Origin of the sequence: Streptomyces sp. CA-135486, assembly GCF_050936555.1 — a bacterium.
Classification (GTDB): domain Bacteria; phylum Actinomycetota; class Actinomycetes; order Streptomycetales; family Streptomycetaceae; genus Streptomyces.
Genome location: NZ_JBNJMM010000002.1, coordinates 314,230 through 336,163 on the forward strand (window position 1 = coordinate 314,230; position 21,934 = coordinate 336,163).

Annotated in this window: 23 protein-coding genes; 14 read left to right on the forward strand and 9 right to left on the reverse strand. The window is 70.2% G+C overall.

Annotated elements, in window-relative coordinates; all coding sequences use genetic code 11:
• The first annotated feature begins 94 nt into the window (after positions 1-94).
• From ACQEVG_RS20495 to ACQEVG_RS20515, 5 genes are all read left to right on the forward strand, one after another.
• Entirely contained in the window at positions 95-1,378 is a 1,284-nt protein-coding gene (locus ACQEVG_RS20495; protein WP_432986044.1) for an adenylosuccinate synthase, read from the forward strand.
• Positions 1,379-1,590: 212 nt separating this feature from the next.
• The gene (locus ACQEVG_RS20500; protein WP_432986046.1) at positions 1,591-1,857 is read left to right on the forward strand and encodes a hypothetical protein; all 267 of its coding nucleotides are present in this window, start codon (positions 1,591-1,593) and stop codon (positions 1,855-1,857) included.
• Positions 1,854-2,291, forward strand: coding sequence for a hypothetical protein (locus tag ACQEVG_RS20505; protein ID WP_432986048.1), 438 nt, complete (start codon positions 1,854-1,856; stop codon positions 2,289-2,291). The genes ACQEVG_RS20500 and ACQEVG_RS20505 overlap by 4 nt, the downstream gene beginning before the upstream one ends.
• A 190-nt stretch (positions 2,292-2,481) precedes the next feature.
• Positions 2,482-2,889, forward strand: a complete 408-nt coding sequence (locus ACQEVG_RS20510; RefSeq protein ID WP_432986050.1) for a hypothetical protein — start codon at positions 2,482-2,484, stop codon at positions 2,887-2,889.
• Complete coding sequence (locus ACQEVG_RS20515; RefSeq protein WP_432986052.1) at positions 2,886-5,003, forward strand: tetratricopeptide repeat protein; 2,118 nt, start codon at positions 2,886-2,888, stop codon at positions 5,001-5,003. Before ACQEVG_RS20510 ends, ACQEVG_RS20515 begins: the two co-directional genes overlap by 4 nt.
• Before the next feature lie 49 nt (positions 5,004-5,052).
• Here the strand turns inward: ACQEVG_RS20515 and ACQEVG_RS20520 are convergent, their stop codons facing one another.
• The 3 genes from ACQEVG_RS20520 to ACQEVG_RS20530 are packed head-to-tail and all read right to left on the reverse strand — an operon-like array spanning position 5,053 to position 7,516.
• Complete coding sequence (locus ACQEVG_RS20520) at positions 5,053-6,426, reverse strand: cytochrome P450 (protein WP_432986053.1); 1,374 nt, start codon at positions 6,424-6,426, stop codon at positions 5,053-5,055.
• Positions 6,427-6,446: 20 nt separating this feature from the next.
• The gene (locus tag ACQEVG_RS20525; protein WP_432986055.1) at positions 6,447-6,683 is read right to left on the reverse strand and encodes a DUF397 domain-containing protein; all 237 of its coding nucleotides are present in this window, start codon (positions 6,681-6,683) and stop codon (positions 6,447-6,449) included.
• Positions 6,680-7,516, reverse strand: a complete 837-nt coding sequence (locus tag ACQEVG_RS20530) for a helix-turn-helix domain-containing protein (RefSeq protein ID WP_432986057.1) — start codon at positions 7,514-7,516, stop codon at positions 6,680-6,682. Before ACQEVG_RS20530 ends, ACQEVG_RS20525 begins: the two co-directional genes overlap by 4 nt.
• Positions 7,517-7,673: 157 nt before the next feature.
• Here ACQEVG_RS20530 and ACQEVG_RS20535 point away from each other — a divergent pair, with 157 nt between their 5' ends.
• Positions 7,674-8,081, forward strand: coding sequence for a hypothetical protein (locus ACQEVG_RS20535; protein ID WP_432986059.1), 408 nt, complete (start codon positions 7,674-7,676; stop codon positions 8,079-8,081).
• 200 nt (positions 8,082-8,281) lie between these two features.
• The gene (locus tag ACQEVG_RS20540; RefSeq protein WP_432986061.1) at positions 8,282-9,670 is read left to right on the forward strand and encodes a S1 family peptidase; all 1,389 of its coding nucleotides are present in this window, start codon (positions 8,282-8,284) and stop codon (positions 9,668-9,670) included.
• Positions 9,671-9,672: 2 nt separating this feature from the next.
• Here ACQEVG_RS20540 and ACQEVG_RS20545 read toward each other — a convergent pair whose 3' ends face one another.
• Positions 9,673-11,307 carry a serine/threonine-protein kinase gene (locus ACQEVG_RS20545; protein WP_432986063.1) on the reverse strand — a complete coding sequence of 545 codons (1,635 nt, stop codon included), beginning with the start codon at positions 11,305-11,307 and terminating at the stop codon, positions 9,673-9,675.
• Between the two features lie 150 nt (positions 11,308-11,457).
• Between ACQEVG_RS20545 and ACQEVG_RS20550 the strand changes: the two genes are divergently transcribed.
• Entirely contained in the window at positions 11,458-11,949 is a 492-nt protein-coding gene (locus tag ACQEVG_RS20550) for a VOC family protein (protein ID WP_432986065.1), read from the forward strand.
• Here the strand turns inward: ACQEVG_RS20550 and ACQEVG_RS20555 are convergent.
• A complete protein-coding gene (locus ACQEVG_RS20555) occupies positions 11,912-12,382 on the reverse strand; it encodes a MarR family winged helix-turn-helix transcriptional regulator (RefSeq protein WP_432986067.1) in 471 nt (156 codons plus the stop codon). The two genes, ACQEVG_RS20550 and ACQEVG_RS20555, sit on opposite strands and share 38 nt — an antisense overlap.
• Complete coding sequence (locus tag ACQEVG_RS20560; protein ID WP_432986069.1) at positions 12,379-12,972, reverse strand: DJ-1/PfpI family protein; 594 nt, start codon at positions 12,970-12,972, stop codon at positions 12,379-12,381. Before ACQEVG_RS20560 ends, ACQEVG_RS20555 begins: the two co-directional genes overlap by 4 nt.
• 237 nt (positions 12,973-13,209) lie before the next feature.
• On the opposite strand from ACQEVG_RS20560, the gene ACQEVG_RS20565 reads away from it, so the two are divergent.
• Positions 13,210-14,565, forward strand: a complete 1,356-nt coding sequence (locus ACQEVG_RS20565) for an aspartate aminotransferase family protein (RefSeq protein ID WP_432986071.1) — start codon at positions 13,210-13,212, stop codon at positions 14,563-14,565.
• Here the strand turns inward: ACQEVG_RS20565 and ACQEVG_RS20570 are convergent.
• Together ACQEVG_RS20570 and ACQEVG_RS20575 are read right to left on the reverse strand one after the other, a co-directional pair.
• A complete protein-coding gene (locus tag ACQEVG_RS20570; protein WP_432986073.1) occupies positions 14,489-15,025 on the reverse strand; it encodes a zinc-binding dehydrogenase in 537 nt (178 codons plus the stop codon). The two genes, ACQEVG_RS20565 and ACQEVG_RS20570, sit on opposite strands and share 77 nt — an antisense overlap.
• Positions 14,929-15,360, reverse strand: coding sequence for a hypothetical protein (locus ACQEVG_RS20575; protein ID WP_432986075.1), 432 nt, complete (start codon positions 15,358-15,360; stop codon positions 14,929-14,931). Before ACQEVG_RS20575 ends, ACQEVG_RS20570 begins: the two co-directional genes overlap by 97 nt.
• Positions 15,361-15,438: 78 nt before the next feature.
• Here ACQEVG_RS20575 and ACQEVG_RS20580 point away from each other — a divergent pair, with 78 nt between their 5' ends.
• From ACQEVG_RS20580 to ACQEVG_RS20595, 4 genes are all read left to right on the forward strand, one after another.
• Positions 15,439-16,119 carry a GntR family transcriptional regulator gene (locus tag ACQEVG_RS20580; protein ID WP_432986077.1) on the forward strand — a complete coding sequence of 227 codons (681 nt, stop codon included), beginning with the start codon at positions 15,439-15,441 and terminating at the stop codon, positions 16,117-16,119.
• On the forward strand, positions 16,116-18,530 hold the full coding sequence (locus ACQEVG_RS20585) for a dolichyl-phosphate beta-glucosyltransferase (protein ID WP_432986079.1): 2,415 nt from the start codon (positions 16,116-16,118) through the stop codon (positions 18,528-18,530). The genes ACQEVG_RS20580 and ACQEVG_RS20585 overlap by 4 nt, the downstream gene beginning before the upstream one ends.
• Before the next feature lie 114 nt (positions 18,531-18,644).
• On the forward strand, positions 18,645-19,295 hold the full coding sequence (locus ACQEVG_RS20590) for a hypothetical protein (protein ID WP_360880455.1): 651 nt from the start codon (positions 18,645-18,647) through the stop codon (positions 19,293-19,295).
• A gap of 73 nt (positions 19,296-19,368) precedes the next feature.
• On the forward strand, positions 19,369-20,307 hold the full coding sequence (locus tag ACQEVG_RS20595) for a class I SAM-dependent methyltransferase (protein ID WP_432986082.1): 939 nt from the start codon (positions 19,369-19,371) through the stop codon (positions 20,305-20,307).
• Between the two features lie 167 nt (positions 20,308-20,474).
• Here the strand turns inward: ACQEVG_RS20595 and ACQEVG_RS20600 are convergent, their stop codons facing one another.
• Positions 20,475-21,224, reverse strand: coding sequence for an SLATT domain-containing protein (locus ACQEVG_RS20600; protein WP_432986084.1), 750 nt, complete (start codon positions 21,222-21,224; stop codon positions 20,475-20,477).
• A gap of 307 nt (positions 21,225-21,531) precedes the next feature.
• Here ACQEVG_RS20600 and ACQEVG_RS20605 point away from each other — a divergent pair, with 307 nt between their 5' ends.
• Positions 21,532-21,867, forward strand: a complete 336-nt coding sequence (locus tag ACQEVG_RS20605; RefSeq protein WP_432992767.1) for a YbaB/EbfC family nucleoid-associated protein — start codon at positions 21,532-21,534, stop codon at positions 21,865-21,867.
• Positions 21,868-21,934: the final 67 nt, after the last annotated feature.

Sequence of the window (21,934 nt, forward strand, 5' to 3'; positions counted from 1 at the left end):
GCTTCGTCTATTCCGGGGCAACCGGACCGAAGGCTCAGGCATGGCTGTGGCCCCCTGACCTTGGTCTTGCCCCGCCCGGAAGGGGTGTACGCCTGTGCCCGCACTTGTGCTGCTCGGTGCTCAGTGGGGTGACGAAGGCAAGGGAAAGGCCACCGACCTGCTCGGTGGATCCGTGGACTATGTAGTGCGCTACCAGGGCGGCAACAATGCCGGCCACACGGTCGTCGTGGGCGATCAGAAGTATGCGCTGCATCTCCTCCCTTCCGGAATCCTCTCGCCGGGATGTACTCCGGTCATCGGCAACGGCGTCGTCGTCGACCCGGCCGTCCTGCTCTCCGAGCTGAGCGGGCTGAACGACCGCGGTATCGACACGTCCAAGCTGCTGATCAGCGGTAACGCGCATCTGATCACTCCGTACAACGTCACCCTCGACAAGGTGACGGAACGGTTCCTCGGCAAGCGGAAGATCGGCACCACCGGCCGCGGTATCGGCCCGACGTACGCCGACAAGATCAACCGCGTCGGCATCCGCGTCCAGGACCTGTACGACGAGTCGATCCTGGAGCAGAAGGTCGAGGCGGCGCTGGAGTCCAAGAACCAGCTCCTCGCCAAGGTCTACAACCGCCGCGCGATCGAGGCCCCCAAGATCGTCGAGGAAATGCTCCAGTACGCGGAGCAGCTCAAGCCGTACGTCGCGGACACCACGCTGATCCTGAACGACGCGATCGACGAGGGCAAGGTCGTCCTCTTCGAGGGCGGTCAGGGCACGCTCCTCGACGTCGACCACGGCACGTATCCCTTCGTCACCTCGTCGAACCCGACCGCGGGCGGCGCCTGCACGGGCACGGGTGTGGGACCGACGAAGATCAGCCGGGTCATCGGCATCCTGAAGGCGTACACGACGCGCGTCGGCGCGGGCCCGTTCCCGACGGAGCTCTTCGACGAGGACGGCGAGGCGCTGCGCCGCATCGGCGGCGAGCGGGGCGTGACCACCGGCCGCGACCGCCGCTGCGGCTGGTTCGACGCGGTGATCGCGCGCTACGCGACCCGGGTCAACGGCCTGACCGACTTCTTCCTCACCAAGCTGGACGTGCTGACCGGCTGGGAGCAGATCCCGGTGTGTGTCGCGTACGAGATCGACGGCAAGCGGGTCGAGGAGCTGCCGTACTCGCAGACGGACTTCCACCACGCGAAGCCGGTGTACGAGATGCTGCCGGGCTGGTCCGAGGACATCACCAAGGCGAAGACCTTCGCGGACCTGCCGAAGAACGCGCAGGACTATGTGAAGGCGCTGGAGGAGATGTCCGGCGCGCCGATCTCGGCGATCGGTGTCGGCCCCGGCCGTACCGAGACGATCGAGATCAACTCGTTCCTGTAGGGGTTCCTGTGGCTCGCCCCGGTCGGCCGAAGGGCCGGCCGGGGCGAGTTGCGTTCCTGAGGTCACCCTGAGGGGTGAATGGCCTCGATGGGCCACCCGGGCGAACTCTGTGACTGGCATAGTCCGTTGGCACTTGCCCCTATACACGGAGTGTCCCTGTGACCATCGCATTAGAGCGCCCTGAAACGGTATACCGCCGGTATACTGTGATCATGGCTGACACCACCATCAAGGTCGACCCCGCCGTCCGAGACCGTCTGCTGGAGCTCGCTCGCGAGCGCGGGATGACCATGCGCGACCTGGTCGCGCAGCTCGCGGGTGCCACGCCCACCCAGGAAGAGCTCCAGAAGCAGTACGAGGAGACCAAGGCGTACGTCGAGAAGCACTTCCTCGGCAGGCCGTACACCGAGGAGGACGAGCGGGCCGGCGAGCAGCTCTGGGCCGACCTCGAGGCCGGACGGATCGGGGAGGTCCAGTGACGGCCCGCAAGGAGTACCCGCTGCCGCGTGCTGTCGTCTTCGACGACACCGCCGCCCTGGCGCTCGGCGCCGGCAACAGCATGGCCTCGCGGCTCGTCGCCGAGGCCGAGAAGAACCCGGCGCAGCGCGTCTACATCCCGGCCCTGTGCCTGACTGCCGCAGAGGCGGAACGCGCGGGCGTCGCCGAGCACATCGGCGCGCTGCCGTCCGTGGACATCACGGCGCTCGACTTCGCGGGAGTCATGGCGGTCGGCAAGCAACTGCGCTCCGACGTGGACGACGACCGGGAGAAGGCGGAGAACGACTGGAGCGGTGCGCACGCGCTGCATCTGGCCCGGCCGTCCGTCGAGTGGCCGCGCGGCCGCCCGGTGCTGACCCGCGCGCCGTCGCGGTACCGCGGTACGGGCATCCGGACGATCCGGATCGTCGAGTAGTACCAGGCGCGGGGCCCGGATCGCGCCCGGGCCCCGCGCCTCCTGTCGGCCCATCGGGCCACCATGCGGACTGGGGCACGCTCGTGTAACAAGCAGGATTGGATTGGCAGTTGTGCCCCACCGAGCCACATGGGTCGTTCTACCGTGAAGTCGGCAGATATCACGGCGGGGACAGGCATGGGGGTGCGCGATGGATCCGGTTTCGGTCGCATTGCTGGGGGCACTGGCGGGCGGGTTCGGCGGAGAGGCCGGGAAACGGGCCTGGAATTCGCTGACCACGCTCGTACGCCGGCCCTTCGCCAACCGGTCCGTCAGTTCCGGTGAGCCCGAGCTGACCGCTCTCGCGCAGGCGCCCGGCGAGGTCGAGCGGGCCCATGCGCTCAGCACGGTACTCGCCGTACGCAGCGCTCTCGACCCCGACTTCGGTTCCGCTCTGAGCAGTTGGGCCGAGCAGGCGCGCCTCGTGCAGACGGGCGAGGGCGACGTGCACAACGAGATCAGCGGCGGTACGCAGCACGCCCCGGTCCTCCAGGGCCGGGACTTCTCCGGCCTGAACTTCACGACCAGCCCTCCACCGCCTCCAAAGGCGGGCGAGTGACCCACAACGAGATCAGCGACGGCGTCTTCTTCAACGTCGTCGTGCAGGGCCAGACCGTCACCCTCCAGCTTCCGAGGGAGATAACCCCGGCCCTGGCCGGGCTGCCGCCCGCCTCGGGGACGTTCACCGGACGCGACGACCAGCTGAAAGAGCTGCTCGGCGGGCTCGATCCGGAGCACCCCCAGACGCGGGCGGTGCTGGTCTGGGCCGTCGCCGGGCTCGGCGGAGTGGGAAAGACCGAGCTGGTCCTCCAGGCGGCTCACCACGCCCTCGCCCAGCAGGGCTGGTTCCCCGGTGGGGTGCTCTTCGTCGACCTCTTCGGTTACGACTCCGAGCGCCGGCTCACCCCCGAGGCCGCCCTGGGCTCGCTCTTACGCGCCCTCGGCATGCCCGACGAACACGTCCCCGCCGACCTCCAGGAGCGCGCCCGCCTCTACCGCTCGGTGCTCTCTGCGTACGCAGACCAGGGCCGTCGCCTCCTGGTCGTCGTCGACAACGCTTCCGCCGGCGAGCAGGCCGCGCCCCTGCTGCCGTCGGACCCGAGGATCCCGGCCCTGGTCACCTCCCGGCACCGGCTCGCCGACCTCGACGCCCGCCTGTACAACCTCGACGTCCTCGATCCCGAACCCGCCGTCGACCTCCTGCGCCAGGCCCTCCTGGCGGCCTGCGGCCCCGGGGACACCCGCGTCAACGACGCCCCCGAGCAGTCCGAGCTCGTCGCCGAACGTTGCGGCTACCTGCCGCTTGCCCTGCGCATTGTGGCCGCGCTGCTGGCGGAGCTGCCCGATCGGCCGATGCGCTCGATGGCCGAGGCGCTGGTGGACGCCCACCGGCGACTGGACCGGCTCAGGCGCGGGGACCGCGCGGTCCGGGCCGCGTTCAGCCTCTCGTACGAGCACCTGCCCGAGGATCAGGCTCGCCTGTTCCGTCTCCTGTCGGCCAACCCCGGCCAGGACATCTCGACGGAGTCCGCGGCGCATCTCGTGGGCGCGGAGGTCTACGCCGCTGAGGAACTGCTGGTGGCTCTGGCTCGGGGCCACTTGATCGAGCCCGGTGTCACGTACGGGCGTTGGCGGTTGCACGACTTGATGCGGCTGTACGCGGAGGGGCTGGGTCGGGATCATGCCGAGGGCGACGACCGCGACGAGGCGGTGGCCCGGCTGCTGGGCCATCTGAGCAGCATGGCCACGGCAGCCGGCACCTATTTGCATTTCGAACAGGAACACTCGCCGCGGTTTGCCACCCGAGCGGAGGCGATGAGCTGGTTCGACGTCGAAAGCCCCAATCTCATGGCCGTGGCAACCGCAGCCCCAGCCCTCGGACATCCCGACACCACCATCGACCTGCTCTACTCGCTGGGACATTACTTCGTCCAGCGGCGCTCCTTCGACGAGTGCCTCAACTTGGGCCACATCGTCCTGGAACTCGCGCGCGCATCCGGTAAACGGAACCACGAGGCAGCGGCTCTGCAAACTCTCGGCATCGCTCTGGACGAGCTGCGGCGTTTTGAGGAGGCGGTAGATGCCCACAGCAAGGCCGTTGCCATCGTGGCCGAGACCGCCAACCGCTATGAGAAAGGTCGGGCGCTGGGGAACCTCGGTAATGCCCTGTGGGAAGCAGGGCGTATCGAGGAGGCTGTCGATGCCCAGAGCGAGGCGATTGCCATCTTCCGGGAGGTCGGCGCCAGCCATGCGGAGGGCCGGTCTCTGACCAACCTCGGTACTGCCTTGTGGCGAGCGCGGCGTTTCGAGGAGGCCATCGATGCCCACGCCAAGGCCATTGCCATCCATCGGAAGAGCGGTGACCGCCTGAGGGAGGGGAGGGCGATGGGCAGTCTCGGCAACGCCCTCTGGGGAATCGGGCGTTTCGAGGAGGCCATTGCCGCGTTCATCACGACAGTTGCCCTGTTCCGTGAGTCGGGCGACCGTTACGACGAGGGCGTGGTGTTGGGCAACCTCGCCTATTCCCTGCGGCAGGTTCAGCGGTTGGAGGAGGCGATCGATGCCTATATCAAGGCGATTGCCATTTTCGGGGAGTTCGGCGACCGCTCCGCGGAAGACAACGCGAGGCGGAACCTGGCGATCGCTTCCAACGAGCGTTGGAGCAGGAATTGACCCGTACGCGGCGGGGGGGCCCGGAACGCGTCCGGGCCTCCGCGCCAGGTCAGCGCGCCCCGTCCACGCGGCGCAGCGCGCACCGTGCCGGGCCCGCCGCGCGCAGGGTGATCCCGGTGTCGACCGGGACATCGACGTCGACCGCGTCCAGTTCGTACTCCCGCAGGATCATCGCCAGCGCCAGCACCGACTCCAGCATCGAGAAGTGCTGACCGATGCACGCCCGCGGTCCGCCGCCGAACGGGAACCATGCGTACCGCGGCCGCTCCTTCTCCCGCTCCGGCGTGAACCGTTCCGGGTCGAAGCGCTCCGGATCGTCCCAGTACTGGGGATGGCGGTGCGTCACCCACGGCGCGACGAGCACATCCGCGCCGGCCGGGATCGTGTACCCCCCGATCTCCGCCGCCGCGACCGCCCGGCGGCCGATGACCGGACCCGCCGGATAGAGACGCATCGCCTCCTTCAGCACCTGTGTCAGATACGGCAGTGCGTCGAGATCCGCGGCCCCCGGGGTCCGTCCGTCCAGTACGCGTACGACCTCCTCCCGCGCCCGTGCCTGCTGCTCGGGGTGGCGGGCCAGCAGATGCAGCGCGAACGCGAGCGACGTGGCGGTCGTCTCGTGCCCCGCGAGCAGGAACACCAGCACCTGGTCGCGGATCTCGGACGCTTCGAGGGACCCGTCTTCCGCGCTCTCGGCCTGGGAGAGCAGCGTCAGCAGATCCTCGCCCGTCGCCGCGTCCCCCTCCGCGCGCCGCTTCTCGGTGATCCCGTCGCACACCGCGTACAGGTCTTCCATCGCGGTGGCGGCCCGCCGGTTGGCGGGAGTGGGCCAGCTGCGCGGGAAGTTGGCGGGGGAGTAGCCGCGGGTGAGCGTGTACTCCCCGATGATCGGGAAGCATCGCTCCACGACGTCGACCGCCGCTTCGACATCCGTGCCGAAGAGGATGCGGGCGACGGCCCGCAGAGTGAGCCGGGTCGTCTCGGCGACGACGTCCACCGTGGCATCCGGGGCGGTGCGCCAGGCGGAGAGCAGAGCAGAGGTTTCGGCGGTGACGGCGTCGGCGTAGCCGTCGACCCGGCGGCGGGTGAACAGCGGCTGCGCGAGCCGCCGCTGCCGGAGGTAGTCGTCGTCCTGGCTGGTCAGCAGGCCGTTGCCGAACGACTCCCGGACCTCCTGATAAAAGGCGTTGTCCTTGCGGAAGTTGGCCGATTCCGTCGCCAGCACCTGCTGGGCGGCCTCCGCGGAGAACACCGCGTACAGCTCGGCCCGCAGCCCGGGCGGGCCCGCGGTGATTCTGACGACGTCTCCGTGCTCGCGCTGTGCGTTGAGTAGGGTGCCGAGCGAGTCCCGCTTGAGCTCGAACATCGAGCCCAGTAGCGGCAGACCCGCCGGACCCGGTACCGCTGTGCCCGTCATCGTCATGGCTTCTCCTCCGTACGGGTTCAGCTCGCCCAGTCGAGGAAGTTCGTCCAGGTGGTGGGGGCGACGGCGAAGGTGGGGCCGTCGGTGACCTTGGAGTCGCGGATGTGGATGGTGTGGGGGCAGGCGGCGACCTCGACGCAGTCGCCACCGCTAGAGCTGCTGTAGCTCGACTTGCGCCAGTCGAAGGCCACTTCGATGCAGCTGCCGCCACTACTGTCGCTGTAGCTGGACTTGAACCACCGCAGGGTGTCGCTCATCTCTGCTCTCCTGCCAACCGCTCGATGAGGCCCAGCGATTCACGGGGATCCAGGGCCTGTGCTCGGATCCTCGCATACCGCTGGGCGCACGTACTCACCTTTGCTGGGTCCTTGATCAGCAGGCTCTCACCTTGGGACTCCAGATAGACCAGGTGGTCGTGTTCCGGGGTCTCGACCAGCTCCATTCCGCCCTGGTCGCCCGCGTACTCACCGCTGAGGCCGCAGTCCAGCGGCAATACCTGAAGCGTCACGTTACGCCGCCTCGCACACTCCGCAAGATGCCGCATCTGGCCGCGCATGACCTCCTCGCTGCCGATCGTCCGCCGTAACACCGACTCCTCCAGCACCAGCTCGATCAGTGCCACCGGCTCCCGCTCGAACAGCGCCCTGCGCGCCATCCGCACCTCGACCAGCTCCTCCACCCGACCCTCGGACAGCGGCGGGTATCCGCCCCCGATCAGCGCCCGTGCGTACTCCTCCGTCTGGAACAGCCCATGCACGACGAGCGTCGCGTACAGGGAAAGCCCCAGTGCCTTCTGCTCCAGCAGTGCGTAGTCCTTGAACTGCGCCGGGTACTTGTCCAGCCGTACGTACTCCCGCGCCTGCTCGAAGATCCCCATCCCGTCCCCGAGCACCCGCTCCAGCGCCACCAGCATCTCGTCGCTCGCGGGCTGCGCGCACGTCTCCATCGCGCTCACCGCCGCCCCCGAGAATCCGAGTTCGCTTCCCGCCTGCTCCTGCGTCCACCCTTTCTTGACGCGCATATTGCGGGCGATACCCGCCACCAGACGCGTCGCGGGGCCCGCCGTTTCCTTGTTTTCGGCTCGTGCCATTTGCGATCACCGTTTCGACTCAACCGGACTCAACCGGTCTCAACCAGTCCCCGCCGAATTCAACCCGCACCAAAGGGAGTTCGCGCAGGTCAACCCCTACCCGACGCCCTCCGCGAGGCCATGGAAAACGCTAGCCAAGGTCACTCAGACTGTCCTTGTGGATACGCAAAGTCGCCAACTAAACCTCGATTGGATTCCGGCTTCCGGATTCCAGCTCCGAAAGGCAGGCGTCCAATTCGACGCCCTCCGCGTCGACGACGAGGACGGCCGCCGTCTCGCCGACCTCCTGGAGCGGCTGACCGGCGGTGACCCCGGGCCCGTCGTCATCGAGGCGTCCGGGCGGCGGTCGGTCTACTTCCTCGTCCCGGCAGGGACTACGTCCCACCGGCCCTGGCCGCGTGGGGTCACCCGGCTCAACTCGGGTCCTGCACATGTGAGTTACGTCCCTGTTCCCGCTCTTGGCGGCCGCACCTGGCCGCTGTCCTGGCGCTTCCCGCCGACCACGGCGGACCGGTTCGTACACCCGCTGCTCCTGCGTAACGCCGCTTCAGCGCTGCTGGGCTGACCCCGACGGCCGCCCGGCGCAGCTGGTCGCTGAAGGAGCACGGGAACAACCGCTACGTCTACGCGATCCGACTCTGACGCGAGGAGAACGGGACGGGGGGTGAACACGACGGGGGAACGGCACGTACTGAGGTGGGGGCCCCTGGTTTCCGGGGGCCCACGGGCTTGTGACGTCATGTCGGTACGACCTTGGGGCCGCGGATGAGGCACGCACGACGGAACCTCCAGCGTCTCGCGCGGCTGGCGGCCGTGGGAGGGCTGGTCTGCGGCGGATTAATGGTCTCGAACGCCATGGCGAGTGAACCCTCCGGTCCGCACGCCCTGGCGGGCGAACCGTCCGGCCCCTCGTCCGCCGATCCAATGGCTGACCTGGTCTCTCGGCTCGGCACCTCCCGTACTGCGGGCAGTTGGACGGGGGCCGACGGGCGCCAGGTCGTCGCCGTGACCGACGAGGAGGCGGCGGCCGAGGTGCGGCAGGCGGGGGCACGCGCCGAAGTCGTGCGCTACAGCATGCGCCGGCTCCGCTCGGCCGCCGAGGAGCTGGGTGAGGCGCCTCGGGTGCCCGGCACGGCATGGGCGGTGGACTACGCGTCCAACAAGGTCGTGGTGCACGCTGACAGCACCGTGTCGGCCGCCGACTGGTCGCGCATGTCCGACGTCGCCGGGCGGATCGGCGGCTCCGTCCACATGGAGCGGACCGCAGGCGCCTTCACCACCAAGGTGAACGGCGCCGTCCCGATCTTCTCCCGCGACGGCCGCTGTTCCGCGGGCTTCAATGTGACCGATGGCAGGGACACGTTCATCCTGACGGCCGGCCACTGCGGCCCGGTCGGCACCACCTGGTTCGGCGACCGCCGGGCCGAGCAGCGGATCGGCACGACCATCGGCAGCACCTTCCCGGGCAGTGACTTCTCGCTCGTGCGGTACGAGAACGGTGAAACCCTCTCTCCCGGCGGAAGCAACATCGTGGACATCGGCGGTGGGCGGGGGGTGCAGATCAACGGCGCCGCCGATCCTGTCGTCGGTCAGCGGGTCTTCCGCAGCGGCAGCACGTCGGGGTTCCGCGACGGGAAGGTGACCGCGCTGAACGCGACGGTGAACTACCCGGAGGGCACGGTCACCGGACTGATCGAGACCACCGTCTGTGCCGAGCCCGGAGACAGCGGGGGCCCGCTGATCTCGGAGGGTCTGGCGATCGGTGTGACCTCGGGCGGCAACGGGGACTGTGCCACGGGAGGCGTCACGTTCTTCCAGCCGGCCACGAAGGCGCTGGAGGCGCTGGGGGTAAAGCTGGTGGCGGCCGGCGCTCCGCCTGCCGGGGGCACCGAGGGCACAGGCGGCCAGACGGCTGCCCCCGCCGACCCGTCGTCAGCCGCCGGAGCCGTCCCGCCGGGGTCGGCCGGGCCGCCCGGGTCCTCGGGGGCGAACGGATCGAGGGCGACCCCCGGGATACCCGTCAACTTCCAGACTCTCGGCCCGGGGCTGGGCGTCATCGTGGTGAGTCTGCTCGGACTGCTGGCCAGCCACTGGATCAGATCGGCCAAGGACCGCCAGAACTACTGGAGCTACTACTCCCAGAGCTGGGGCTGAGTTCAGCTCTGCTTCGTGTACGTGAGTGGCGCGCCGCCCGAGCCCACCAGTTCGCGGACGATCGTGGTGTCGTCCGGCATGTCCAGACGGCTCCACTGGCCCGGTGAGCACTGCCTCGGGTCGCCGAACGTGACCTGGGTCGGGCCGAGTTCGAGGGGTGGGCCCGAGGCGCGGAGGGTGGCCGACCAGCGGCAGTCGTAGTTCGGGCCGGTGCCCGACAGGGTCATGACCTGGGTGCCGGTTGAGCCCTGCGTGATCGTCATAACGCGGGAGTTGGTGCCGTCGGCCGTGTCGAAGGACGCCCGCCAGGTGCCGACGTACTCCGCCGGAACGCCGCCCTCCTGGGTGCCGGGGCTGGTCGGGGGCGTGGTGGTGGGGGTCGTGTTCCCCGAGCCGTACGGGGTCGCCGAGGACGTCGAGGCCGCCGGCCTGGAGTCGTCGGCCGTGCTCTTCTTGCCGTCGCCGCCCATCAGTACGTAGACCGAGCCGCCGGCCGCGACCGCGACGAGGACGGCGACCGCGAGGAGGGCGACGGTGCCGCGGCTGTTGGTCGGCGCCGGCTGCGGGGGTGTGTACGGGACGGGTGTGGGGGCGTACGGCGCCGGGGCCGGGGTGTTGTACGGGAAGCCGTATCCGTACGCGGGAGTCGGGGCCGGGGCCGGTGGGGGTGTGGGTTGCGGAGCGGGGGGTCGCACGGGTGCGGTCATCGTCGGAGGCTGCTCGGGCGCCGGTGACGCGGGCTGCTCGACCTCCAGCAACTGCACTGCATGACGGCCGAGTTGGGCGATCAGCGCACCCGGCAGCCAGGGTTCGGTCGTCGCGTCGGAGGTCGTACGCTCCAGGATCTGCGCGAGTGTCGGCCGCGCCTCGGGATCCTTGTGCAGACAGTCCCGTACGAGCTCGAGCAGCCCCTCCGGCATGTCCGCCAGGTCCGGCTCCTCCTGCGCTATGCGGAACATCAGCGCGTGCCCCCCGCTGTCGGCAGAACCGAAGGGGAGGCGGCCCGTTGCCGCGTACGCGAGGACCGAGCCGAGGCAGAAGATGTCGCAGGCGGGGGTGACGCGGTCGCCGCGGACCTGCTCGGGGGCCATGAAGCCGGGCGATCCCACGAGCGCGCCCGTGCGGGTCAGACCGCCGTCGGTGACCGTCTCCAGGGCGCGCGCGATGCCGAAGTCGATGACGCGCGGGCCGTCGATGGTGATCAGGATGTTGGACGGCTTGAGGTCGCGGTGGATGAGGTCGGCCGCGTGGATGTTCTGCAGGGCGTGCGCGAGGCCGGCGGCGAGGATGCGGACCGAGCGTTCGGGCAGCGGGCCGTGCTCGCCGGAGACGACGGTGTGCAGGGCGGGTCCGGCGATGTAGCCGGTGGCCACCCAGGGGACGCGGGCCTCGGTGTCGGCGTCGAGAACGGGAGCGGTCCACTGGCCGCCGACCCGCAGGGCGGCGCGTACCTCCTGGCGGAATCGGGCCCGGAACTCCTCCTGTTCGGCGAGCTCCTGGCGTACCAGCTTGACGGCGACGGTGCGGCCGCGGTCGTTGCGCGCGAGGTAGACCTGGCCCATGCCGCCCGCGCCGAGCCGGGCCAGCAGGCGGTACTCGCCGATGTGCTGCGGATCTCCTGGTGCCAGCTGCTCCATCGCCGCGCGCCTTCCCCCGTGCTGTTGTGACGGACCGAGGATAGTGCTGCCCGCGCACGGCCATATAGGTCGGGACCTGTCCTAATGGCCGCCTACGGTCGGTCTTGCGCGAGCGATCCCAGCACCATCCACGTATGCGAGGAGACCGTTATGGCCGTCAATCCGGTTCCCGAGGGCTACACCACCGTCACTCCGTGGATCATTTCGCAGGACACCGCCGGTGTCATCGACTACCTGAAGGCCGCGTTCGGAGCGGTCGAGCTGAGCCGGATGACCGGTGAGGACGGCCGGATCGGGCATGCGGAGGTGCGGATCGGCGACGCGGTGGTGATGCTCTTCGACGCGCCGAGCAAGGACTGGCCGGCGACGCCCGCGTTCCTGCGGCTGTACGTCGAGGACGCCGACACCGTGCACCGGAGGGCGGTCGAGTGCGGCGGCACGTCGGTGACCGAGGTGACGCACCTCTTCTTCGGCGACCGGGTCGGCCGGGTGCGGGATCCGTTCGGGAACCTCTACTGGATCCAGACCCACCTCGAGGACGTGAGCGAGGAGGAGATGGAGCGCCGGCTCGGGGACCCGGTGTTCACGGAGGCGATGGACTACGTCACGAGCGCGGACTTCTTTCCGGGCTCCGGTCGCTGATGCTGTCGAGGGCCTTGGAGAGCTGCTCCAGCACCCTGGCCGTCTCGGCGAACTGCTCGGGGCCGAGGGCTTCGGCGAGGTGGGCCGCCAGCTTGGCGTGACCGGGACCGATCTTCGCGACGGCGGCGCGGCCCTCGTCGGTGGGGCGCACCAGCTTGGCGCGGCGGTGCGCGGGGTTGGGTTCGTACGCGGCAAGGCCCCGCTCGACCAGCAGGTCGGCGATCCGCTGCACGCTCTGGCGGGTGATGCCCATGTCGCGGGCGATCCCCGCGACGGGCAGCGGCTGGTGCAGTACGGCTCCGAGTACCTGCCACCAGGCGGCGGTCAGCCCGGCCGGTTTGGCCAACTCCTCGGAGACGGCGAGGAATTGGCCGTTCAGCCGGAAGGCGCCGAGGGCGGTCCGGCTGAGGAGGTCCTGCTGTTCGCGGCTCATGAGTTGAGCACCGCGAAGGCGGCCGCGTCCGAGTCGTGGAACAGGCGGTACCAGGCGTCCAGCTTCTCGCCCTCGTAGACCCCCAGCCGGGCGAAGACCTCGCGGGCGAGGGCGACGGGCTCGGTGGGGCCCGCGGTGATCAGGTCCCCGTCGGTGACGGCGTCGGTGTCGCGGTAGTGCGCGCCGCCCTGGTAGCCGGTGGCGTCGAGGTAGAAGGGCGCGGCGCTCGTGTGCGCGCGGTCGTCGAGCAGCCCTTCGCGGGCGATTCCGGCGGTGGCACCGCAGATGGCGGCGACGGGGACGCCGGCGTCGAGGAACTCACGGGCCTTGGCGGCGAAGGGGGCGAGTTCGTCACCGGTGTCCCACAGGTGCGCGCCGGTGAGGATGAGCAGGGCGCTGTCCTGGGGGTCGAGCTCGCTGAGCGCGCTATCGGGCTGGATGCGGATGCCGCCCATGGTGACGACGGGGTCTGTGGTGGGGCCGACGGTGCGGACGGTGAAGCCGTTCTGGGTGAGGTGGGCGGTGGTGTGCCCGGTCTCCCAGTCGGCGAAGGTGTCGTACACGGCGAGATGAACGGTGCGGGTGGTCATGGCGTCCTCCTTGGCGTGATGACAGCAGCCTGTCACTTCGACAGCATGCTGTCAATGCGGCCGACAGACGTCCGGCCCCCCGGCGGGGCTCCGCCCCGAACCCTGGGTCCGGGGGGCCAGCCCTGGTTCGGGAAGGGGCGGGCAGGGGAAAGGCCCGACACACTGCCCAGGAACGTGGCCATGGCCATACACCGTGGCCATGTCCCGCCCCACCAGCACGTCTCTACGCTGGCCCGCATGACCCCTCATCCCGACCCCCAGGCCGGCGCTGCCGTCAAGGCCGCAGACCGTGCGCATGTGTTCCACTCGTGGTCCGCCCAGGGCCTGATCGACCCGCTCGCCGTCGCCGGTGCCGAGGGCTCGTACTTCTGGGACTACGACGGGAACCGCTACCTCGACTTCACCAGCGGCCTCGTCTACACCAACATCGGCTACCAGCACCCCAAGGTCGTCGCCGCGATCCAGGAGCAGGCCGGCAAGCTCGCCACCTTCGCGCCCGCGTTCGCCGTCGAGGCGCGTTCCGAGGCCGCACGCCTGATCGCCGAGCGGACCCCCGGCGACCTCGACAAGATCTTCTTCACCAACGGTGGCGCCGAGGCCGTCGAGAACGCCATCCGGATGGCCCGGCTGCACACCGGCCGTCCGAAGGTCCTGAGCGCCTACCGCTCGTACCACGGCGGCACCGCCACCGCGATCAACGTCACCGGCGACCCCCGCCGCTGGGCCAACGACAACGGCACCGCCGGCGTCGTGCACTTCTGGGGGCCCTTCCTCTATCGGTCGCCGTTCTACTCCGAGACCGAGGAGCAGGAGTGCGCCCGCGCCCTCCAGCACCTGGAAGACACCATCGCCTTCGAGGGCCCGGCGACCATCGCCGCGATCATCCTGGAGACGATCCCGGGGACCGCCGGCATCATGACCCCGCCGCCCGGCTATCTCGCCGGTGTCCGCGAGATCTGTGACCGGTACGGGATCGTCTTCGTCCTCGACGAGGTCATGGCCGGCTTCGGGCGCACTGGGAAGTGGTTCGCCGCCGACCACTTCGACGTCGTTCCCGACCTGCTGACCTTCGCCAAGGGCGTCAACTCCGGTTACGTACCACTCGGCGGCGTCGCGATCTCCGGCGCGATCGCCGAGACCTTCGCGACCCGCCCGTACCCCGGCGGCCTCACCTACTCCGGCCACCCGCTGGCCTGCGCCGCCGCCGTCGCCACCATCAACGTGATGGCGGAGGAGAAGGTCGTCGACCAGGCGGCCCACACCGGCGAGACGGTCCTCGGCCCCGGCCTGCGCGAGCTCGCCGAGCGGCATCCGAGCGTCGGTGAGGTGCGCGGCACGGGTGTCTTCTGGGCGCTCGATCTCGTACGGGACCTTCAGACGCGCGAGCCGCTGGTGCCGTACAACGCGACGGGCGCCGCGAACGCCCCGATGGCCGCGTTCGCCGCCGCCTGCAAGAAGAACGGCCTGTGGCCCTTCGTCAACATGAACCGCACGCACGCGGTCCCGCCGTGCAACATCACCGAGGCGGAGGCGAAGGAGGGCCTGGCGGCGCTGGACGCGGCGCTGTCGGTGGCGGACGAGCACGTGGCGTAGAGCCGGGGGGCGGCCCCCGGACCCCTTTGTCCTGGAACGGCGCGGGGTCCGGGGACCGAGTCGTCGGTGAGGCCACCGAGAGGACAATCCTGCCGCGCGTCCGCCCGCGCTCCCGCAACTCGTGTGCCTTCGCCGCTTCCTTCAGCGGCAGCACCGTGTCGATCCCCACCCGCAGCTTCCCCGCCCCGACCAGCGTGGCGGTCTCCTTCAGGCTGCCGTTGTCGGGTTCCACGATCGTGAACCCGGCGCGCAGGCCCTGCTTTTCGGCCTCCGCAGCGAGGTACGTCTCCTCGGGGGAGGCAATCGAGACGACGATGCCGCCCGGCGCAGGGGCCTCAGCGAGCGCGGCCGGGGGCCAGCGGCTCAGCCCCGGCCCGGCTCCACCTCCAAGAAGCGGCGCCCACGTGGCCCCCGGTACAGCAGCGCCTCCCACCCCACCGCCCCCAGCGCCGACGCGCACTGCCTCAACCGCGTCTCCTCCTCCTGCGCCGCACCACTGCCCGCCGGCCCCAGCCAGTCCACGCACACCATGCGCGGGGTGTCCGACGCGCGTACCCGGTAGCCCGTCGCCGTCCGGGCGCCGGACGCGTCCACGGCGGAGGGCGGGAGGCCCGCGGCCTCCAGTGCCAGTGCGACCGCGCGCACCATCTGGTTGAGCTCCCACGCCGCGGGAGCGGTGTTCGTCACACGGCGGATCTGGAGCAGGCCGTCGAACGCCGCCCGTACCTCGGCCGCGCGTGCGGAGGAGCCGGTCACCGGCCCGTCACCCGTCGCCGCCTCGAAGGCGTCAGTCATGTCAGAATCCCCTGTCCGCACCCGGTTCGTGACGTCTGGCCTATCGTGTCCGGGACCTCGGCGAAGGAGAAGGCCACGATGCCCGGCACCGGCAGCAGTACCGCTGTGACCCGCAACACCCTGCGGCAGCAGATCGCGGACGCGCTGCGTGACGAGGTGCTGGCGGGACGACTCCAGCCCGGACAGGAGTTCACCGTCAAGCAGATCGCCGAGCAGTACGGCGTGTCCGCGACGCCCGTCCGGGAAGCCCTCGTCGATCTGTCGGCGCAGGGACTGCTCGACTCCGACCAGCACCGGGGCTTCAAGGTCCACCAGTTCTCGGTCGACGACTACCGCGGCATGACCGAGGCCCGCTCCCTGATCGTGGACGGCGTCTTCCGCCAACTCGAGAAGCGCCGTTGCGCCGGCGTGCCCAGCAAGGTGCTGGTGTCCGTACGCCGCCGCGCCGAGGAGGCCGCCCGCGCGGCCCGGGGCGGGGACCTGGCCATACTCATCGGCTACGACCTGCGCTTCTGGCGCGAGCTCGGCGCGCTCGTCGGCAACACCTACATCTCCGAGTTCCTGCACCGGCTGCGCGTCCAGGCCTGGGTGTTCGCCGTCCCGTATCTGCGCGAGGACCCGGAGCTGCGGGACTGGCTGTGGAGCGGACACGAGGACCTGGTGGACGCCTTGGCACTCGGCGACGCCGAGAAGGTGCGCGAGGTCATCGGCGCCTACAACGACCATGCGCTCGCCTGGGCGGATCGGCTGGAGCAGTGAGCGTGGAACTGAGCGTCGTCGTCCCGGCGTACAACGAGGAAGGCCGGCTGCGCCCCACGCTCGACGCGATCTGCGCCCATCTGCGGGAAGAGCCGGGCCGCTGGGGCAACTGGGAGCTGATCGTCGTCGACGACGGCTCGACCGACGCCACCGCCAAGATCGCCCGGGAGGCCGCGGCCGAGGAGCCGCGCATCCAGCTCGTCTCCAGCGACGCCAACCACGGCAAGGGCAACGCCCTGCGCCAGGGTGTGCTCGCCTCGTACGGCCGCCGCGTCCTGATCACCGACGCCGATCTCGCCACGCCGATCGAGGAGTTGGACCGGCTCGACAAGCAGCTCGCCGCGGAGGACAGCGCGGCGGCGATCGGCTCGCGCGCGCACCCCGACTCCCGTATCGAGGTGCACCAGCGGCGGATACGCGAATGGCTCGGCCGGATGGGCAACCGCCTCATACGCGCCGTCGCCGTGCCCGGCATCCACGACACCCAGTGCGGCTTCAAGCTCTTCGACGGCGACAAGGCACGTGCCGCCTTCGCCGACTCGCGCCTGGACGGGTGGGGGATCGACGTCGAGATACTCCGTTACTTCCGGCGCGCGGGCTGGACGGTGACAGAGGTCCCGGTGCGCTGGTCGCACCAGGAGGGCTCCAAGGTCCGGCCGCTGGACTACGGCAGGGTGCTGCTGGAGCTCGTCAGGCTGCGGGCCCGTGCCGTACGGCGGGTGGACCTCGCCGTCACCGGCCTCTTCCTGCTCGCTTCGGTACTCCTCTACAAGGGGCTGTGGACGGACCTCGACCGCGGCTATCTCGCCGACTCGGGGCAGGACCAGAACCAGTGGGAGTGGTTCTTCGCGGTCACCGCCGACAATGTCACGCATCTGCGAAATCCCCTGTTCACGACCCTGCAGGGCTATCCCGACGGCGTGAACCTGATGGCGAACACCGTGATGCTCGGGCTCTCCGTCCCGCTCACCCCGGTGACGCTGCTGCTCGGGCCGACCGTCACCTGGACGCTGGTGCTCACGCTGGGGCTCACGGCGACCGCGACCGCCTGGTACTGGCTGATCGCCCGCCGGCTGACCGACCACCGGTGGGCCGCCGCGCTCGGCGGCGCCTTCGCGGCCTTCGCGCCGCCGATGATCTCGCACGGCAACGCGCACCCCAACTTCCTTGTGCTGTTCATGATTCCGGTGATCATCGACCGGGCGCTGCGGCTGTGCGAGGGGCGCAATGTCGTACGCGACGGGGTGCTGCTCGGTCTGTTCGCGACGTATCAGATCCTCCTCGGCGAGGAACCGCTGCTGCTCGCGTCGATGGGCATGCTGCTCTTCGCCCTCTCGTACGCGCTCGTGCGCTGCGATGTGGCGCGGGCGGCCTGGCGGCCGCTGCTGCGCGGGCTCGCGATCGCGGCCGCCGTCTGTCTGCCGCTGGCCGCCGTGCCGTTGGGCTGGCAGTTCCTCGGTCCGCAGAGCTATACGAGCGTGCTGCACGGCGACAAGGCGGGCAACAGCCCGCTCGCCTTCCTGGAGTTCGCGGGCCGTTCGCTCATGGGCACGGACGAGGTCGCGGACCCGCTCGCGATGAACCGCACCGAGCAGAACGCCTTCTTCGGCTGGCCGCTGATCGCGCTCGCGGCGGCGATCGTGGTGCGGCTGTGGCGGCACGCGCTGGTCAAGGCGCTTGCCTTTACGGGGCTCGCGGCGGCGTTTCTCTCCCTCGGGCCGAAGTTCCGCATCCCGTACACGGACCTCGTGTTGACAGGTCCCTGGCGGGCGCTTGCCCATCAGCCGCTCTTCGAGTCGGTCATCGAGTCACGGGTGGCGATGATCTGCGCGCCGGTGCTCGGTGTCCTGATCGCGCTGGCGGCGGACCGGCTGCTGGCGACCAGTGATCGGGTGAATCAGGTGGTGGGGCTCGCGGCGGTGGCGGTGGCGCTGCTGCCCGTGCTGCCGACGCCGTACCCGGTGCGGGAGCGTTCCGAGGTCCCGGAATTCATCACGCAGGGCATGTACCGCTCGTACCTCTCCAAGGGGGAGTCGGTGGTCACGGTGCCGCTGCCGAATCCCGGCAGCGCGGAGGCCCTGCACTGGCAGTCGGCGACGGGGTTCGGCTTCCCGGTCGCGGGCGGCTACTTCAACGGGCCGTGGGGGCCGGACCGGATCGGCATCTACGGCGCGACGCCTCGGCACACCTCCAACCTCTTCAACGATGTGCGGGGCAGCGGGCGGGTGCCGGAGATAGGGCCGAACTGGCAGGCTCAGGCGCGGTTCGACCTGGCGGCGTGGCGGGCGGGGGTCGTGGTGCTGGAGCCGCAGTACAACGACAAGGCGCTGTATGCGACGGTGGAGAAACTGCTCGGGAAGCCGGGCAAGCCGGTGGGCGGCGTGTGGGTATGGGATGTGGGTACGGGTTGAAAACGAAGCGGACCGGGCGGTTGACCGGCACCCTTCGCCGAACGTATCCATGGCATTACGCTGTCCCGACCATCGCACGTGCGTGCCCGATCCCCTTGGAGAGCGAGCCTTCCCTTGGCCTGTGACCTGTGGCTGGTCCCCCTCGTCGATGTGCTGTGCCACAGCCCCGACAACCCCTTCGCCGAAGAGATCGCGTCCTACGACAAGGCCCTGACCGACGCCGGACTGCCGACCGTGCCCGTCTTCGCCTATATGCCGGGCCTGTCGGGGGATGTGGCCCCGGTCGCCGGCTTCGACTACGACGCGCTGCACTTTCTGCGGCGGGCGTATCTGCTGCAGCTGTGCGGGCTCGCGGTGACGCCGGTGGACGAACTGGGCGGCGACTACGAGCAGTTGCTGGAGATGTTCGAGACGACGGCGCAGCAGTCGCATCTGGTCTGGCACTACGACCACGCGGGTGCGTACGTCCCGGTGGACTTCGCGACCCCGCTGTTCAACGACGAACTGCTGGCGGGCGGCGGACCCCTGGGCTCCACGCAGGGGCTGCTGCGGGAGCTCGAATACGTCGCGCCGTCGATCGGCATCGACCCGGCGAACCCGCCGGAGGCTCCGGAGCCGCCGGACCGGCCGACGTCGCTGGAGGAGCCGGCCGGGCCGATTCCGTACGACGAGAGCCCGTTCGCGCGGGAGCGGCATGTGTGGCTGGGGCTGCACGCGGCGGCGACGCGGAGCCTTGGCCAGGGCTCAATGATCATTTTCAGCTGACGCACAGGTGACGCACATGCGCTGAACGCACAGCCTTAAGCTGCGGGACATCTCGGTCCGGTAGGACCGGTGCATGTCACAGACGACTACCCCGACGGCGGGGGAGATGGCTGAAGAGGCGCTCCCCCGGCCGACGCGATTCGCGGACGTCAAGGGCTGGTTCTGGCCCGTGGACCAACTGCTCTTCGACTGGTTTCTGTCCCATCAGCGGGACACGGACCCGGACGGTCGAGGGGATCTGCTCGAGCTCGGCGCGTATCTGGGCAAGAGCGCGATCTTCACCGGCCGGTATCTGCGGGAGGGGGAGGAGTTCACGGTCTGCGACCTGTGGGACTCACCGGCGCCGGACGATTCCAACAGCGCGGAGATGGACCGCTCGTACGCGACGCTGACGCGGCGCGCCTTCGAGGCGAACTATCTGTCCTTCCACGACGAACTGCCGACGATGGTGCAGGCCCCCACCTCGGTGATCACCGCCCGGGTGCGGGCGGGGAGCTGCCGCTTCGTGCATGTCGACGCCTCGCATCTGTACGAGCACGTGCACGGCGACATCGCGGCGGCGAAGGCGCTGCTGCAGCCTGGGGGCATCGTGTCCTTCGACGACTTCCGCGCGGAGCACTGTCCGGGCGTCTCGGCGGCGGTGTGGGGCGCGGTGGCGACATCGGGCCTGAAGCCGATCGTGATCACGGGCACGAAGCTGTACGGCACGTGGGGCGACCCGTCGGCGGTGCGAGAAGAGCTGCTGGCGTGGCTGGAGACGCGTGCGGACCTGTGGCACGGCGTGGAGGAGGTCGCGGGCGCGCCGCTGATCCGCATCAAGTCCGCCAAGTCGACGATGCCTCCGCACCCCCCTGCCTCCCGTCACGAGCCAATCCCGGAGCCCCCCGGGCCAACGCCGCCCCCGGCGACTCCTCCGGCCCCCCGCCCGCGCCCTTCCCGCACCCGCCGCCTGGCGAGGGACCTGCTGCCCCCGATCCTGACGCGAGCACTCAGGTCCCGCCGCACGCACTGACGCGGTCCGCGCCCCGGCGCCGGGAAGCCGCCGCGCCGGGGTCGCGCCCTGGCGGGCGCGGCTGCCCGCGCTCGGGTGTCCCGCTTCCGCGCGGCGCGAAGCCGGCGCGCGGCGGTCCGGCGGTCCGGGGGTTCGGCGGCGGTCCGGGGCCCCGCCCCCGGACCCCCTCAGCGCGGCGACTCCGGCGGCCGCTGTCTCGGCATGTTCGGCCGCGTCCCCGGCGGCAACGGCATCCGCCCCGTACCCCCGCTCCCCTCCCGCGCCCCGCTCCCACCGCCCCCAGGCGGCACCGCAGTCATGCCCATCGACCGCACCTGACCGCCCCCGCGGAACTCCACCACCCAGTCCGCCGTCTCCGACCGCACCAGCTCCGAGACATCCTCCGAGAACCGCCGCAGCACCCCCAGGCACCGCTCGACCGCCTCGCTCGCCGTGCCCTCCGCCGGGCCCAGCACCTCCCGTACGCACTCCGACGCCCAGTCGAACTGCAGCGCCAGCAGACGCCGCTGCACCGCCTGCGCCGTCGCGACGTTCCTTATCCAGCCCGACGTCAGGCCGAAGTACCGGTCGCATACCAGACAGGCCGCTGCCAGCAGCAGCGAGAGATACCCCCACTCCGCCGCCCCGGGCGCCGCACCCGTCAGCCCGAGCAGCGGCAGCGCCGCCCCGGCGATCGCCCCGAGGGCCGTACCGAGCCGCAGCACCCGCGCCGCGAGCCGCTTGTGCGCCCGGTTCGCCAGATACCACTGAGCCGTCCGCAGCGCGTCCGCCTCGACCCACCGGTACAGCTCGTCGAGGCGTTGCGCCGGCTCGCCCCAGTCGCCGAGCGGAAATGGCCTCCCGGTCAGGTCACGGCGCGGCCCCTCGCCGCGCTCGCCCCGGGCCGGCCCCCCGGGCTGCATCTCCGGCTGGCTCACCGGGGCACTCCTCTACGACGTGGCGACGGACGTGACACTGCGTGACGTACGGTGCGTGCGGGCAACGACTGCATGGTGTGCATCGCGGGCATTCTGATGTGCATGCCACTCCGCACTTCCTACCGCCGAATGGTGGGCTGTGCGCCGGAAATCCCAGTATTTCCGCCCACACGAGGGTCTTGATCAGGTGGAGGCTCCTGACCGACTCACTCGAAAGAGTTGGTCACCGCAGGGTGGGGCGCGGCGCCCGGTGACCACGTAGGCTCGGCTTACCGAACAATCCTCGTCGAATATGCCAGGAGTGACCGTGATTCCCGGTGGTGGCCAGCCCAATATGCAGCAGCTCCTCCAGCAGGCTCAGAAGATGCAGCAGGATCTCGCGCAGGCCCAGGAAGAGCTGGCGCAGACCGAGGTCGAGGGCCAGGCGGGCGGCGGCCTGGTGAAGGCCACCGTCACCGGCTCCGGTGAGCTGCGCTCCCTCGTCATCGATCCGAAGGCCGTCGACCCCGAGGACACGGAGACTCTCGCGGACCTCGTCGTCGCCGCCGTCCAGGCCGCGAACGAGAACGCACAGCAGCTGCAGCAGGAGAAGCTCGGCCCGCTCGCGCAGGGTCTGGGCGGTATGCCCGGCCTGCCTTTCTGATCATGCGGGGTGGGCCCTTCTAAGGCGTACGACCACCAACTACCGTAAGCACCAAGCACTTCCAGGA

Excerpts from the sequence above, each read along its gene's own strand:
- ACQEVG_RS20500 (WP_432986046.1), top strand. The coding sequence starts at position 1,591 with ATGGCTGACACCACCATCAAGGTCGACCCCGCCGTCCGAGACCGTCTG.
- ACQEVG_RS20510 (WP_432986050.1), top strand. The coding sequence starts at position 2,482 with ATGGATCCGGTTTCGGTCGCATTGCTGGGGGCACTGGCGGGCGGGTTC.
- ACQEVG_RS20520 (WP_432986053.1), bottom strand. The coding sequence starts at position 6,426 with ATGACGATGACGGGCACAGCGGTACCGGGTCCGGCGGGTCTGCCGCTA.
- ACQEVG_RS20525 (WP_432986055.1), bottom strand. The coding sequence starts at position 6,683 with ATGAGCGACACCCTGCGGTGGTTCAAGTCCAGCTACAGCGACAGTAGT.
- ACQEVG_RS20530 (WP_432986057.1), bottom strand. The coding sequence starts at position 7,516 with ATGGCACGAGCCGAAAACAAGGAAACGGCGGGCCCCGCGACGCGTCTG.
- ACQEVG_RS20540 (WP_432986061.1), top strand. The coding sequence starts at position 8,282 with ATGAGGCACGCACGACGGAACCTCCAGCGTCTCGCGCGGCTGGCGGCC.
- ACQEVG_RS20545 (WP_432986063.1), bottom strand. The coding sequence starts at position 11,307 with ATGGAGCAGCTGGCACCAGGAGATCCGCAGCACATCGGCGAGTACCGC.
- ACQEVG_RS20550 (WP_432986065.1), top strand. The coding sequence starts at position 11,458 with ATGGCCGTCAATCCGGTTCCCGAGGGCTACACCACCGTCACTCCGTGG.
- ACQEVG_RS20555 (WP_432986067.1), bottom strand. The coding sequence starts at position 12,382 with ATGAGCCGCGAACAGCAGGACCTCCTCAGCCGGACCGCCCTCGGCGCC.
- ACQEVG_RS20560 (WP_432986069.1), bottom strand. The coding sequence starts at position 12,972 with ATGACCACCCGCACCGTTCATCTCGCCGTGTACGACACCTTCGCCGAC.
- ACQEVG_RS20565 (WP_432986071.1), top strand. The coding sequence starts at position 13,210 with ATGACCCCTCATCCCGACCCCCAGGCCGGCGCTGCCGTCAAGGCCGCA.
- ACQEVG_RS20575 (WP_432986075.1), bottom strand. The coding sequence starts at position 15,360 with ATGACTGACGCCTTCGAGGCGGCGACGGGTGACGGGCCGGTGACCGGC.
- ACQEVG_RS20580 (WP_432986077.1), top strand. The coding sequence starts at position 15,439 with ATGCCCGGCACCGGCAGCAGTACCGCTGTGACCCGCAACACCCTGCGG.
- ACQEVG_RS20595 (WP_432986082.1), top strand. The coding sequence starts at position 19,369 with ATGTCACAGACGACTACCCCGACGGCGGGGGAGATGGCTGAAGAGGCG.